This is a genomic window from Atlantibacter sp. RC6, assembly GCF_014193285.1.
GTDB lineage: Bacteria > Pseudomonadota > Gammaproteobacteria > Enterobacterales > Enterobacteriaceae > Atlantibacter.
Genome location: NZ_JACHZE010000003.1, coordinates 65,408 through 79,145, shown reverse-complemented (window position 1 = coordinate 79,145; position 13,738 = coordinate 65,408). Strand labels below are relative to the sequence as shown.

The 13,738-nt window shown below is 55.5% G+C and carries 12 protein-coding genes and 5 tRNA genes; 11 read left to right on the top strand and 6 right to left on the bottom strand.

Annotated features, from left to right (window positions below; all coding sequences use genetic code 11):
* Nucleotides 1-62 precede the first annotated feature (62 nt).
* The 11 genes from alaS (at nt 63) to luxS (ending at nt 7,684) form a co-directional block, all read left to right on the top strand.
* The gene (gene alaS / locus FHW74_RS08455; protein WP_183170037.1) at nt 63-2,693 is read left to right on the top strand and encodes an alanine--tRNA ligase; all 2,631 of its coding nucleotides are present in this window, start codon (nt 63-65) and stop codon (nt 2,691-2,693) included.
* Nucleotides 2,694-3,059: 366 nt separating this feature from the next.
* Nucleotides 3,060-3,245: a carbon storage regulator CsrA gene (csrA, locus tag FHW74_RS08450; RefSeq protein WP_002434672.1), complete on the top strand. Its 186-nt coding sequence runs from the start codon at nt 3,060-3,062 to the stop codon at nt 3,243-3,245.
* A gap of 294 nt (nt 3,246-3,539) precedes the next feature.
* Nucleotides 3,540-3,632, top strand: a tRNA-Ser gene (locus FHW74_RS08445).
* Nucleotides 3,633-3,635: 3 nt separating this feature from the next.
* A tRNA-Arg gene (locus FHW74_RS08440) sits at nt 3,636-3,712 on the top strand.
* A gap of 62 nt (nt 3,713-3,774) precedes the next feature.
* A tRNA-Arg gene (locus FHW74_RS08435) sits at nt 3,775-3,851 on the top strand.
* A 58-nt stretch (nt 3,852-3,909) separates the two neighbouring features.
* Nucleotides 3,910-3,986, top strand: a tRNA-Arg gene (locus FHW74_RS08430).
* A 62-nt stretch (nt 3,987-4,048) separates the two neighbouring features.
* Nucleotides 4,049-4,125: transfer RNA gene (locus FHW74_RS08425), tRNA-Arg, on the top strand.
* A 260-nt stretch (nt 4,126-4,385) separates the two neighbouring features.
* Complete coding sequence (gene yqaB, locus FHW74_RS08420) at nt 4,386-4,952, top strand: fructose-1-phosphate/6-phosphogluconate phosphatase (protein ID WP_183170036.1); 567 nt, start codon at nt 4,386-4,388, stop codon at nt 4,950-4,952.
* Nucleotides 4,949-5,377 (top strand): YqaA family protein, encoded by a 429-nt coding sequence (locus FHW74_RS08415; RefSeq protein WP_183170035.1) that lies wholly within the window; start codon nt 4,949-4,951, stop codon nt 5,375-5,377. The genes yqaB and FHW74_RS08415 overlap by 4 nt, the downstream gene beginning before the upstream one ends.
* Before the next feature lie 81 nt (nt 5,378-5,458).
* On the top strand, nt 5,459-7,015 hold the full coding sequence (gene gshA, locus FHW74_RS08410) for a glutamate--cysteine ligase (RefSeq protein ID WP_183170034.1): 1,557 nt from the start codon (nt 5,459-5,461) through the stop codon (nt 7,013-7,015).
* Between the two features lie 153 nt (nt 7,016-7,168).
* Nucleotides 7,169-7,684, top strand: coding sequence for an S-ribosylhomocysteine lyase (gene luxS / locus FHW74_RS08405; protein WP_183170033.1), 516 nt, complete (start codon nt 7,169-7,171; stop codon nt 7,682-7,684).
* 65 nt (nt 7,685-7,749) lie between these two features.
* Here the strand turns inward: luxS and emrB are convergent, their stop codons facing one another.
* From emrB to FHW74_RS08375, 6 genes are all read right to left on the bottom strand, one after another.
* Nucleotides 7,750-9,288: a multidrug efflux MFS transporter permease subunit EmrB gene (gene emrB, locus FHW74_RS08400; RefSeq protein WP_183170032.1), complete on the bottom strand. Its 1,539-nt coding sequence runs from the start codon at nt 9,286-9,288 to the stop codon at nt 7,750-7,752.
* A gap of 14 nt (nt 9,289-9,302) precedes the next feature.
* Nucleotides 9,303-10,475 carry a multidrug efflux MFS transporter periplasmic adaptor subunit EmrA gene (emrA, locus tag FHW74_RS08395; RefSeq protein ID WP_183170031.1) on the bottom strand — a complete coding sequence of 391 codons (1,173 nt, stop codon included), beginning with the start codon at nt 10,473-10,475 and terminating at the stop codon, nt 9,303-9,305.
* A 136-nt stretch (nt 10,476-10,611) separates the two neighbouring features.
* Nucleotides 10,612-11,142 carry a transcriptional repressor MprA gene (mprA, locus tag FHW74_RS08390; protein ID WP_183170030.1) on the bottom strand — a complete coding sequence of 177 codons (531 nt, stop codon included), beginning with the start codon at nt 11,140-11,142 and terminating at the stop codon, nt 10,612-10,614.
* Between the two features lie 89 nt (nt 11,143-11,231).
* The gene (gene ygaH / locus FHW74_RS08385) at nt 11,232-11,567 is read right to left on the bottom strand and encodes an L-valine transporter subunit YgaH (RefSeq protein WP_183170029.1); all 336 of its coding nucleotides are present in this window, start codon (nt 11,565-11,567) and stop codon (nt 11,232-11,234) included.
* A complete protein-coding gene (locus FHW74_RS08380) occupies nt 11,557-12,300 on the bottom strand; it encodes an AzlC family ABC transporter permease (RefSeq protein ID WP_183170028.1) in 744 nt (247 codons plus the stop codon). Before FHW74_RS08380 ends, ygaH begins: the two co-directional genes overlap by 11 nt.
* 121 nt (nt 12,301-12,421) lie before the next feature.
* Nucleotides 12,422-13,606 (bottom strand): MFS transporter, encoded by a 1,185-nt coding sequence (locus tag FHW74_RS08375; protein ID WP_183170027.1) that lies wholly within the window; start codon nt 13,604-13,606, stop codon nt 12,422-12,424.
* Nucleotides 13,607-13,738: the final 132 nt, after the last annotated feature.

Genomic DNA, 13,738 nt, shown 5'->3' with positions numbered 1-13,738 from the left:
TTCACCAGTCGGTTTATCATGTCCGGCTTACGACAATTCGTTAGCTTGATTTCAGGATAATTATGAGCAAGAGCACCGCTGAGATCCGTCAGGCGTTTCTCGATTTTTTCCACAGTAAAGGACATCAGGTAGTTGCCAGCAGCTCTCTGGTCCCTAATAACGATCCCACACTGCTGTTTACCAACGCCGGGATGAACCAGTTCAAGGATGTTTTCCTTGGTCTCGATAAGCGTAATTATTCCCGCGCAACGACCGCACAGCGCTGCGTGCGTGCGGGTGGTAAACACAACGATCTGGAAAACGTCGGTTACACCGCTCGTCACCACACCTTCTTCGAAATGCTGGGCAACTTCAGCTTCGGTGACTATTTCAAACATGATGCTATCCAGTACGCCTGGGAGTTATTGACCGGCGAGCAGTGGTTTAACCTGCCTAAAGATCGTTTATGGGTCACCGTTTACGAGACCGACGACGAAGCGTACGAAATCTGGGAAAAAGAAGTAGGCATCCCGCGCGAACGCATTATTCGTATCGGCGATAACAAAGGCGCGGCTTACGCTTCTGATAACTTCTGGCAGATGGGCGATACCGGCCCGTGCGGCCCGTGCACCGAAATTTTCTTCGACCATGGCGATCATATCTGGGGTGGCCCTCCGGGAAGCCCGGAAGAGGACGGCGACCGCTATATCGAAATCTGGAACATCGTGTTCATGCAGTTCAACCGTCAGGCTGACGGCACTATGGAACCTCTGCCGAAACCTTCCGTGGATACCGGTATGGGGCTGGAGCGTATTGCAGCGGTACTGCAACACGTTAATTCCAACTATGAAATTGACCTGTTCCGCGACCTGATTCAGGCAGTGGCGAAAGAAACCGGCGCAACCGATTTGAGCAACAAATCCCTGCGCGTTATCGCCGATCACATCCGCTCCTGCGCATTCCTGATTGCCGATGGGGTTATCCCGTCCAATGAAAACCGTGGCTATGTGCTGCGCCGCATCATTCGTCGCGCAATCCGTCACGGCAACATGCTGGGCGCGAAGGACACCTTCTTCTACAAACTGGTTGGCCCGCTAATTAGCGTGATGGGTTCCGCCGGGGAAGATCTCAAACGTCAGCAGGCTCAGGTTGAGCAAATTCTGAAAACTGAAGAAGAGCAGTTTGCCCGTACGCTTGAGCGTGGCCTGGCGCTGCTGGATGAAGAACTGGCGAAACTTTCCGGCGACACGCTGGACGGCGAAACCGCGTTCCGCCTGTATGACACTTACGGCTTCCCGGTGGATTTAACCGCTGACGTGTGCCGCGAGCGTAACATCAAAGTTGACGAAGCGGGCTTTGAAGCCGCCATGGAAGCGCAGCGTCGTCGCGCGCGTGAATCCAGCGGTTTTGGCGCTGACTACAACGCCATGATCCGCGTTGAAGGCGCATCCGAGTTTAAAGGCTATGACCATGTCGAACTGACCGGCAAGGTGACTGCGCTGTTCGTTGACGGCAAAGCCGTTGAGCAAATCGCTGCGGGCGAGCAGGCGGTGGTGATCCTCAACGAAACCCCGTTCTATGCGGAATCCGGCGGCCAGGTTGGCGATCGCGGCGAGCTGCTGGGCAACGGTTTTGCCTTCTCTGTGGAAGATACCCAGAAGTATGGCCAGGCAATTGGCCATATCGGCAAACTCGCCAGCGGCGTGTTGAAAGTGGGCGAGGGCGTGAAAGCGCAGGTTGATGAAGCGCGTCGCGCGCGCATCCGCCTGAACCACTCCGCTACCCACTTAATGCATGCGGCACTGCGCCAGGTGCTGGGCACCCACGTCGCGCAGAAAGGCTCGTTGGTTAACGATAAAGGCCTGCGTTTTGACTTCTCTCATTTCGAAGCCATGAAGCCGGAAGAGATCCGCGCGGTGGAAGATCTGGTGAACGCACAGATCCGTCGCAACCTGCCGATTGAAACGCAGGTGATGGATCTGGAAGCCGCCAAAGCGAAAGGCGCGATGGCGCTGTTCGGTGAGAAATACGACGAACGCGTACGCGTATTGAGCATGGGCGATTTCTCCACTGAACTGTGCGGCGGTATCCATGCCGATCGTACCGGTGATATCGGTCTGTTCCGCATTGTTGCGGAGTCCGGCACCGCAGCGGGTGTGCGCCGTATTGAAGCGGTCACGGGTGAAGGCGCGCTGGCGCAGGTTCACGCACAGAACGATCAGCTGCACGATATTGCGCAGCTGCTCAAAGGCGACAGCCAGAACCTGAACGAGAAAGTTCGTGCGGTGATTGAGCGTACGCGCCAGCTTGAAAAAGAATTGCAGCAGCTGAAAGAGCAGCAGGCCGTTCAGGAAAGCGCGAACCTCAGCAGCAAAGCCGTTGATCTCAATGGCGTTAAGCTGCTGGTCAGCGAACTGACCGGTGTTGAACCGAAAATGCTGCGTACGATGGTTGATGACCTGAAAAACCAACTGGGTTCCACAGTTATCGTACTGGCAACCGTTGCCGATGCTAAGGTTTCTCTGATTGCGGGGGTCTCGAAAGATTTGACCGACCGCGTAAAAGCAGGCGAACTGATCGGGATGGTAGCTTCGCAGGTCGGGGGTAAAGGCGGTGGACGTCCGGATATGGCGCAAGCCGGTGGTACGGATGCCCAGGCGTTGCCGGCAGCCCTTTCCAGCGTAGAAAACTGGGTCGCATCGCGACTTTCATAATGTATAAGGTATAGGCGAAGGCGCCATAACAATCTGTTGTTATGGCGCCTTTCTCTCTCTACCCACGTTACCCCTTATTTCTCGTGTGTCAGTGAGCTGGCAGGTCTCGTGAGTCCGTCGCAAAGAGGATGTTTGCGATAAGATGTAACGGGTTGTAGGACTTTCTGTAGCATGGATGTGAACGGGTATATAACGATAAAGTCGGGTTGAAAATTTCTGGATCGGCTAAACTTAGGTTTAACAGAATGTGATGCCGTGACTGCTTACACTTTATGTGTTTGTCATCGCTTACTTTTTGGCGTTATATGATGGATAATGCCGGGATACAGAGAGACCCGACTCTTTTAATCTTTCAAGGAGCAAAGAATGCTGATTCTGACTCGTCGAGTTGGTGAGACCCTCATGATTGGTGATGAGGTGACTGTAACGGTTCTTGGGGTAAAGGGTAACCAGGTACGCATTGGCGTAAACGCCCCCAAAGAAGTTTCCGTACACCGTGAAGAGATCTACCAGCGTATCCAGGCTGAAAAATCGCAACAGTCCAGTTTCTAAAGTTATCGCGTCTCGCTGTATGGCGAGACGCAACTTCATTTTTCCTGCCTTTATCTTCTCTGACTTTCCCTTTTCGCTTTGCCTGTGGTTCTACGTTTATATCCAGTTTCTCTGCGGTTTCGTGTTGATTAAACGCCCTTTTTGTTGGCAAAGCAGACGAATTGCGCGTGAATTGTGCAAACGAAACAGAGTCGGGAAAAATTGTTTGACTTATAAGTCCCAGAAAGTAATATGTGCGCCACGCAGCGCCGATGAGCAGAAACACGTTCTTCGGGGCACTCGCAAGAGGCGTGTGGTGAGGTGGCCGAGAGGCTGAAGGCGCTCCCCTGCTAAGGGAGTATGCGGTCAAAAGCTGCATCCGGGGTTCGAATCCCCGCCTCACCGCCATTTGCATCCGTAGCTCAGCTGGATAGAGTACTCGGCTACGAACCGAGCGGTCGGAGGTTCGAATCCTCCCGGATGCACCATCTTCATCAGTGTTGCGGCATGATGAGTGACATTGATTCAGTAGTACAGCAGTAATCCCGATGCATCCGTAGCTCAGCTGGATAGAGTACTCGGCTACGAACCGAGCGGTCGGAGGTTCGAATCCTCCCGGATGCACCATTATTCTCCCTGATGTGTCAGTGAAGACAATTCAGCGGTTATAAGCAGTATCCCCGATGCATCCGTAGCTCAGCTGGATAGAGTACTCGGCTACGAACCGAGCGGTCGGAGGTTCGAATCCTCCCGGATGCACCATCTTCATCAGTGTTGCGGTATGATGAGTGACATTGATTCAGTAGTACAGCAGTAATCCCGATGCATCCGTAGCTCAGCTGGATAGAGTACTCGGCTACGAACCGAGCGGTCGGAGGTTCGAATCCTCCCGGATGCACCATTATTCTCCGTGGTAACAGCGACACTGTTGTTAAGCTGATCTGCGATAACATCGCGCGCACCAGGGAGGATAACGTTGCGTGAGCAACGGCCCGTAGGGCGAGGCGCAGCCGAGTAATCCTCCCGGATGCACCATTCTCTCCTTATCAAAAACTTTTTTGCTCAATCCTTCATCGCCCAAACATTACCTCCGGTTCAGTCAGCGACATTTACCCTTGTTTACGCTAAAGTAACGCTCCTGTAATCAGCTTTGGGGGCTCAATGTATCATCGTTACGACGGACTCATTTTCGATATGGATGGCACCATCCTCGATACTGAACCCACACACCGGAAGGCGTGGAGTGAGGTATTAGGCCGTTACGGTATGCAGTTTGACCTCGAAGCGATGGTTGCGCTTAACGGTTCCCCCACCTGGCGCATTGCGCAAGAGATTATCTCCATGAATGGCGCAACGCTCGATCCGCATGAACTGGCGCGCGAAAAAACGCTGGCGGTGAAAGCCATGCTGCTCGATACCGTGCGCCCGCTGCCGTTAATCGACGTCGTCAAAGAGTGGCATGGCCGTCGTCCTATGGCGGTCGGCACCGGCAGTGAAAGCGCCATTGCCGAGGCGCTATTAGCGCATTTAGGTTTACGCCACTATTTCCAGGCGGTTGTCGCCGCCGATCATGTACAGCATCACAAACCCGCACCGGACACTTTTCTGCGTTGCGCAGCGCTGTTGGGCGTGGCGCCTGAAAAATGCGTGGTATTTGAAGATGCCGATTTTGGCATTCAGGCTGCGCGGCTGGCAGGGATGGATGCTGTGGACGTACGCTTACTGTGAGTGACGCGCTGTCACTGTTCTCGCTGTTCTCCAGCAGTTTTTTGAGCGCAACTTTATTACCCGGCAGTTCCGAAGCGGTATTGATCGCATTGTTACTGGCCGGGAAGTGCGAGCCGTGGTTACTCGTTTTAATAGCAACAATAGGTAATAGCCTTGGAGGGCTGACTAACGTTATTCTTGGGCGGTTTTTTCCGTTACGCGAAACTTCGCGCTGGCAGGAAAAAGCGGTTCACTGGCTACAACGTTTTGGTCCAGTTGCGCTATTACTTAGCTGGATGCCTGTTATAGGCGATTTGTTGTGCCTGCTTGCCGGATGGCTGCGGTTATCGTGGGGTCCGGTGGTACTTTTTTTATGCCTGGGTAAAGCGCTGCGCTACATGATTGTGGCACTGGCAACGCTCCAGGGGATGGCGTGGTGGCACTAATTGGATTGTTTGAGTGACCTTTAATCGTCAACCATTACAATTATGCTTAATAAAAATGAATTCGACAGGCGGGAGGTCAATTTGATCCCGGACGTATCACAGGCGCTGGCCTGGCTGGAAAATCATCCTGATGTGCTTCAGGGCATTCGTCGTGGGCTGGAGCGCGAAACACTACGCGTGACGCCAGAGGGGCATCTGGCTCAAACCGGGCATCCGGAGACGCTGGGTTCAACGCTGACCCATCAGTGGATCACTACCGATTTTGCGGAAGCGCTGCTGGAGTTTATTACTCCCGTTGATGACGACATCGACCATATGCTGGCGGTGCTGCGCGATATCCATCGTCACGTGGCGCGCGAGCTGGGCGATGAGCGTATGTGGCCGCTCAGCATGCCGTGCTATATCGAAGACGGTCAGAATATCGAACTGGCGCAGTACGGTAGCTCCAATATTGGCCGCCTGAAAACGCTGTACCGTGAAGGGCTGAGAAACCGCTATGGCGCGCTGATGCAGACCATCTCCGGCGTGCATTACAACTTCTCGCTGCCGCTGGCCTTCTGGCAGGCGAAGTGCGGCGTGAAAGACAGCGACAGCGGTAAAGCCGACATTTCTGCCGGCTACTTCCGCCTGATCCGCAACTATTACCGCTTCGGTTGGGTGATCCCGTATCTGTTCGGCGCATCGCCGGCGATTTGCGCCTCTTTCCTGCAGGGCAAGCCGACCACGCTGCCGTTTGAAAAAACCGACTGCGGCATGTATTACCTGCCGTATGCCACCTCGCTGCGCCTGAGCGATCTGGGTTATACCAATAAATCGCAAAGCAATCTCGGGATTACGTTTAACGATCTCGACAGCTATGTGGCAGGATTGAAGCGTGCGATCAAAACCCCGTCGGAAGAGTACGCGAAAATCGGCCTGAAGGATGGCGACAAGCACCTGCAAATCAATACCAATATTCTGCAGATTGAAAATGAGCTGTACGCGCCAATCCGTCCGAAACGCGTTACCCGCAAAGGCGAATCGCCGTCGGATGCGCTGATGCGCGGCGGCATTGAGTATATTGAAGTGCGCTCGCTGGACATCAACCCGTTCTCAGCGACGGGCGTGGACGAACAGCAGGTACGTTTCCTGGATCTGTTTATGATCTGGTGCGTGCTGGCGGATGCGCCTGAGATGAGCAGCGATGAACTGCTTTGCACCCGTAAAAACTGGAACCGCGTGATCCTCGAAGGCCGTAAGCCGGGTTTAACCCTGGGCATAGGCTGCGAAACGGCGCAACATCCGCTGGAGAAAGTGGGGAAAGATCTGTTCCGCGATTTGATGACCGTGGCCCAAACGCTCGACGGCATTGCGGGTAACCGTCAGTATCAGGACGTTTGCCAACAGCTGGTCGCCTGTTTTGACAATCCTGAATTAACGTACTCGGCGCGTATCCTGAGTTCGATGATTGAAAAAGGGATTGGCGGCACCGGTAGGGCGCTGGCGGAGCAGTATCGCGCACAGCTGCGTGAAGAGCCGCTGGAAGTGCTGAGCGAAGCCGATTTCGCGAAAGAGCAAAGGGAATCCTGGGAGCGTCAGCGCGCGATTGAGGCGGCGGATAGCGAATCGTTTGAAGATTTTTTGGCGAAGCAGAGCTAAGAAAAGAAAAAGGCCACACTCGGTGTGGCCAAAAATTTCATCTCTGAAGACAGGGATGATGATAACAAATGCGCGTCTTTCACTTATTCAGACTCGCCTGGAAACCAATAGTTCATTTTAATTTAAAAAATATCACTGCCTGGAGGTGACCCGATGCCATTACTGGATAGCTTTACCGTTGACCATACCCGTATGCAGGCGCCGGCGGTGCGTGTAGCCAAAACCATGCACACTCCGCACGGCGACACCATCACCGTATTCGACCTGCGCTTTTGCGTCCCTAACCAGGAAGTCATGCCGGAGAAAGGCATCCACACCCTGGAGCACCTGTTCGCGGGCTTTATGCGCGATCACCTGAACGGCAACGGCGTGGAAATTATCGACATTTCACCGATGGGCTGCCGCACCGGCTTCTATATGAGCCTGATTGGCGAGCCGCAGGAGCAGCGCGTGGCTGACGCGTGGAAAGCGGCGATGGAAGACGTACTGAAGGTGAAAGAGCAGAACCAGATCCCGGAACTGAACGTTTACCAGTGCGGCACTTACCATATGCACTCTCTGGAAGAAGCGCAGGAAATCGCCCGTCATATCGTTGAGCGTGGCGTAGGCGTGAACAGCAATGAAGAGCTGGCTCTGCCGAAAGAAACGCTGAAAGAACTGCATATCTAGTTGTCGGTGTAATAAAAAAGCGCCAGCATCAACGCTGGCGCTTTTTTTTGCTTATCAACAGGGCGCTAATGCGCGCCACCGCCTCCGCCGCCCGCCCCGAACGGCGGTTTGGCAAACCACACCAGCCCCAGCAGCACCAGGAATACCGCCGCAGAGACCCAGAAAATCTCGTTTGCCGAGATAATCAGCCCCTGGTTGGTGATCTGCTGCGCCAGATAGCCCGACGCCTGCTCCCGGCTCATCCCCAGGCCCTGGAGCTGGTTATACATCTCCTGGGCGTTCGGATTATACGGGTTAACCGACTCGGTAAGCTGGGCATGATGCAGCGACTCACGGTTGGTCCACAGCGTGGTGGTGATGGATGTCCCGATAGAGCCCGCCAGGGTACGCATAAAGTTCGACAGACTCGATGCGGCCGCCAGGCGCTCCGGCGGCAGGCCGGAGAGGGTAATGGTGGTCAGCGGCATAAAGAAGCAGGCCACTGCGAAACCCTGAATAAACTGCGGCCAGGCCGACGCGCCGAAATCCATTCCCGGTTCGAAGGTATAGGCACGCCAGTAGAAACAGACCGCATACATAATGAAGCTGAACGTCACCAGGCGGCGCATATCCAGGCGGTGAGCGAACCGCCCGATGATCGGCGATAGCAGGACCGGTATCACCCCCACCGGCGCGGATGCCAGGCCCGCCCAGGTGGCGGTGTAGCCGTATACCTCCTGAAGCAACTGCGGCAGCAGAACGATGGCCCCGAAGTAAAGCATGTACGCCAGGCTGATACACAAACAGCCGATGGTGAAATTGCGCGATTTAAACAGCGAGAGATCGACTATCGGGTTATCGTCCGTCAGCTCCCAGACAATCAGGAAACTGAGCGACACCACCGCGACAATGGTCAGAATAATGATCTCGTTGGAGCTAAACCAGTCGAGCTCTTTTCCGCGGTCGAGCATCACCTGCAAACTGCCGATACCGATCACCAGCAGCCCTAAGCCCACGGCGTCGATACGCCGCTGTTCGGTACGGGTTTCACGGTTGCGCAGGGTTTGGAGGGTCAGCAGGACCACCAGCGCGCCAATCGGCACGTTGATAAAGAAAATCCAGCCCCAGTGGTAGTTATCGCTGATCCAGCCGCCGAGGATCGGGCCGCAGATCGGCGCGACAATCACCGTCATCGACCACAGCGCCAGCGCAATACTGCGTTTGGCGGGCGGATAGTTGTTCAGCAATAAGCTCTGGGAGAGCGGGATCAGCGGACCGGCGACGATCCCCTGGATCACGCGAAAGAAAATCAGCATATTCAGGCTGGACGACACGCCGCACGCCCAGGAGGCGAGCACAAACAGAATGGTCGACCACAGGAACAGCTTCACTTCCCCGACGCGACGGGCCAGCCAGCCGGTGATGGGAATTGAGATCGCATTCGCCACGCCGAACGAGGTAATCACCCAGGTTCCCTGGCTCAGCGACGAGCCAAGGTTGCCGGCAATGGTGGGGATCGCCACGTTCGCGATGGTGGAGTCCAGCACCTGCATAAAAGTCGCCAGCGACAGCGCAATGGTCATAATGACCAGTTGCGCGCCTTCCAGCGGTTTACGTTGTTGCATAACCCCTCCGCCACTCAATTCGCGTTGGCCCGGACGATATCGTTGATAAGCGTATTAACGGGCTCAAGGCTAATCTCGCGGGCGTTGCTTTGATAGACGGGTTCTGAACGGGTTTGGCTTGCCAGCACCTGGCCGTCGCGGTTGCTGGTATCCACTTCCACCAGGGTGGAAAGGCCGATACGCAGCGGATGCTGCTCCAGCTGTTTGGCGTCGATCTCAATGCGCACCGGTAAACGCTGAACCACTTTGATCCAGTTGCCGGTGGCGTTTTGCGCGGGCAGCAGCGAGAACGCACTACCGGTACCCATGTCCAGGCCCACCACTTTACCGGTGTACTTCACCTCGTCGCCGTAGATATCGCTCACCACGGTAGCCGGCTGGCCGATGCGCATATGCGCCAGCTGGGTTTCTTTAAAGTTAGCGTCCACCCACAGATTGGAAGCGGGCACCACCGCCATCAACGGCGTGGTCGGGCTGATCTGCGCGCCCGGCTGCACCGCGCGACGTGAAACATAGCCGGTAATCGGGCTGACGATTTTGGTACGTTCCAGCGCCAGCCAGGCGTTACGCACCTCGGTCGCCGCCTGTTTAACCGCTGGCTGCTCTTCCAGTTTGGTCCCCAGCACCATCGCCTGGTTAGCGTTGTACTGTTGAATCGCCACATCCAGCTGCGCCTGGGCGCTGGCTACGGCGTCACGGGCGTGTTGCAGCTCTTCGCGGCCAATCAAATTGGCGGTGCCCAGCGGGATTCGACGGTTCAGGTCGCTTTGCGCCTGGGCCAGTGCGGTTTTCTGCACGTCGATATTGGCCTGATACTGCTTGCTGTTGATCATCAGTTGATGGGTTTGACGCACGCTGGAGGCCAGCTCGGTCTGCGCTTTTTCGAACGCCTGCTGCGCATCCACCGGGTCCAGCGTCACCAGCACATCGCCCTGTTTTACGAAGTCGGTGTTGTCTGCCCAGACTTTCGTGACGCTGCCAGAGACTTGCGCCATGATCTGTACCTGATTCCCTGCCACATACGCATCGTCGGTTTCTTCGTAATGACGCAGTACTAAAAACCAATAGATGCCATAGGCCACTGCCAGAATAATAAAGAGCAACGTCAATAAGATAAGCAGGCTTTTACGTTTGCCTTTCTTATTTACCGTTTGCTGCGGGGTCGTATTCTCCGCATTTGCGCTCATGTTTTTCTCCACGATCTTCTTATTTTCTCGTCGGCTGAGCCGACCTGTTGTCAGAAAAGGCCAGCAGTGAACTGCTGGCCTGTAACTGTAGCTTAGATGTATCGATTGGGCGTTTGCGAAACGAGCGACTTAGCGATTAACGCGTCGCTTCAAGGATGGTGTCGTCAGCATCCATTTGGTCAAGACGGGTCAGCAGCTTGCGGGTAATGTTTTCCAGCTGCTCTTTCTCTGTCACGTCCAGAGACGACCACAAATGTTGCAGGCAATTATGCTGCGGCGGCAACACCTGGCGCAGGAACTCCTGGCCTTTTTCGGTTAACTGCAAGTGCAGGCAACGGCGATCGTTATCGCTTTCACGTCGTTCAATCCAGCCGCGCTTTTCCAGTTCATCGGCAATGCGCGTGGCATTGGTGCGCGATGAACCCAGCGCGCAGCTCAATTCGCTTGGCTGAATACTGTGATTTTCCTGAGACTCAAGGGTAATCAACGCCATAAACAGGGTCTCGTTAATGCCTTGCGCTTTCAGCATCTTATTGCGATTTTCCAGCAGCTTGCCCTGCATGTGCATGCACAGGCGAGTCAACAGAATTTCCTGGTACGGGAAATCCTCGTAGCGACTGGCGCGGAATTTAAGCATTTGCTCAATGGGCGTAAACGAACTATCCATCAGGTATGACCTCATTAATTGCAGCCGATATAGTAACGACGGTAACAAATAATGTAAATGTATTATTTATTTCAACGAATATGGCAACGCTATATTACCGTCAATAATTTCCAGGCTATTCCATAGCCCAGCGCACTCAACAGCGTCGGAATAATAATGCTGCGAGTTTTGTAAAAACTGATACCCAACACCGCAAAGCCAATCAGCGTTGGCAGCAGGCGGCGGGCGTCATGAATCATTTCCGGCACGCTGGATACCACCAGCAGCGCGCAAATCGAGGCGATGCCAATGGTATCGAGCAGCACGCCGGTTGCGCCGCGCTTTGCCGGGCGCACGCTGCCCGCGCGTAACCGCAGCGGCAGATAGCGGAACAAGTAGTTCACCAGGCCGACCAACAGGCCGAGCAGCAGGACATCAGTGCGCATCGCGGCTCCTTCGGATATGTTCAATCACCGCCACCAGGCAACCGCAGACAATGCCCGCCAGAATCGCCACCGGGATAGAAAACAGCGTCACCCCCAGCACCGCGCCGGTCAGCGATGCGGCGACACTCAGCGACTGGGCGCGCTGGAACGACACCAGCAGGAAACTCATAAACAGCGCGGGCAGCATAAAGCTCATGGCCGCTTCAATGGCCGGGTAGCCCTCCAGTAAACCGTTACCGGAGTAAGCGCCCACCAGCGTCCCCGTGACCCACGAGAGCCACGAGCAGAAGGCAATGCCGATCATCCAGTTTTCAGTCCAGCGGCGGTTATCGCGCACCAGCTTCGCGGTGGCGGCAGCGAAAACTTCATCGGTCAACCCAAACGCCCATAGCGCGGTTTTCGGCTTTTCAAGCTGGCGGAGAATGCGGCTGCGCAGGGAAGGGCCATACAACACATGGCGCACGTCCATCGCCATCACGGTGAGCGCGGCGATCCACAGGGAGCTCCCGGCGGCGAGCATCGCGGTAATCACAAACTGGCTGGCGCCCGCGTAGATGATGCAGGAGAAAAAAACGCTTTCGAGAGGGGTAAATCCAAGACGGGTGGCATTCATTCCAAACGCGAATGCCACCGGCAGGTAGCTGATAACGATCGGCAGGCTATCTTTCACGCCTTCCCACAATGAAGCCTCATTGCTGACGTGACTATCGGTAACGGCGGCAGGATTGTCCATATTTATAGTTAATTAGTTATCTAGGGTAAAATCACTGGGATGAATACATCCTGATAACCTTAACAGAGACTTAAGCGTCATAACACCCTTAAGCACAATTGGATAAGCCTGGCCGCCTGGTTTACTCCTGGCCGTTATGGCGATGGTAACCTCTCCACCACACCAGCAAATTCAATAGCGCTACCGTTGCGCCCGCGATACACACCCCATTCCAGCCCGCATGTTGATAGGCGGAAGCGGAAATCAACGACCCCGCCGCGCCGCCGATAAAATAGCTGGTCATATAGCCTGCGGTCAGGCGGTTACGGGCATCCGGATGAATACGGTAAATCACGCTCTGGTTGGTGATATGCACGCCCTGTACCGTGAGGTCGAGAACCAGAATACCGATAATCAGCGCCAGCACCGACGCCTGACCGAGGGCGATGGCGACCCACGACAGCAACAGCAGCGCCAGCCCGGCGGTGGTGGTGAGATGCGCTTTGCCTTTATCCGCCAGGCCCCCCGCAGGACGCGCGCCCAACGCGCCCGCCGCGCCCGCCAGACCAAATAGGCCTATGGTGCCTTCCGAGAAATTAAACGGCGGCGCGGCCAGCAGAAATGCCATTGAGGTCCAGAGGATGCTGAAGTTGGCGAAGGTCAGGCAGCCGAGCGCGGCGCGGGTGCGCAACAGTTTATCGTGAATAAACAGCGTGAATACCGAACGCAGCAACTGCGGGTAATTCAGGTGCGTGCGGGATTTCGCCACCGGCAGGCCGCGCCACAGGGCTATCGCCATCAGCGCCATCAGCACTGAGGCCACCCAGTAAACAGTACGCCAGCCGCCAAGATTCGCCAGCAATCCGGCCACGGTACGCGCCAGCAAAATACCCAGCAGCAGGCCGCTCATAATGGTGCCGACCACTTTGCCGCGTTTATCCGGGCTGGCGAGCGTCGCCGCCAGCGGAACCAGAATTTGCGCCACCACCGAAAACAGCCCGGTGAGCGCAGTGCCCAGAATCATCATCCACAGGCTGTGGCTACTGGCGGTGATCAGCATGCCGCCTGCCGCCAGCAGCGTCATCGAGACAATCAGGGCGCGCCGTTCAAACATATCGCCGAGCGGAACCAGGAACAGCAAGCCGGCGGCATAGCCGAGCTGGGCGGCGGTCACGATAAAACCCGCCTGGTTGACCGACAGGTCAAAGGCGGTGGCGATGGTGTCTAACAGGGGTTGCGCATAGTAATTGCTGGCTACCGCGAGGCCGGTAGCGAGGGACATCAGCGCGATCAGCGCCGGGCTAAGCCCTTGGGAAGTTTTGGTCATTATTCGCTTTCAGGTTCATACATTCTTGCCAGGCGGGCATGATAACGCATCATGGAGGGATGTTATTAAATTGTTGAGTGTCGGAATGTGCGGTGGGGGAGGGGGGCCGGCGCACAGGGCCATGTATTTACC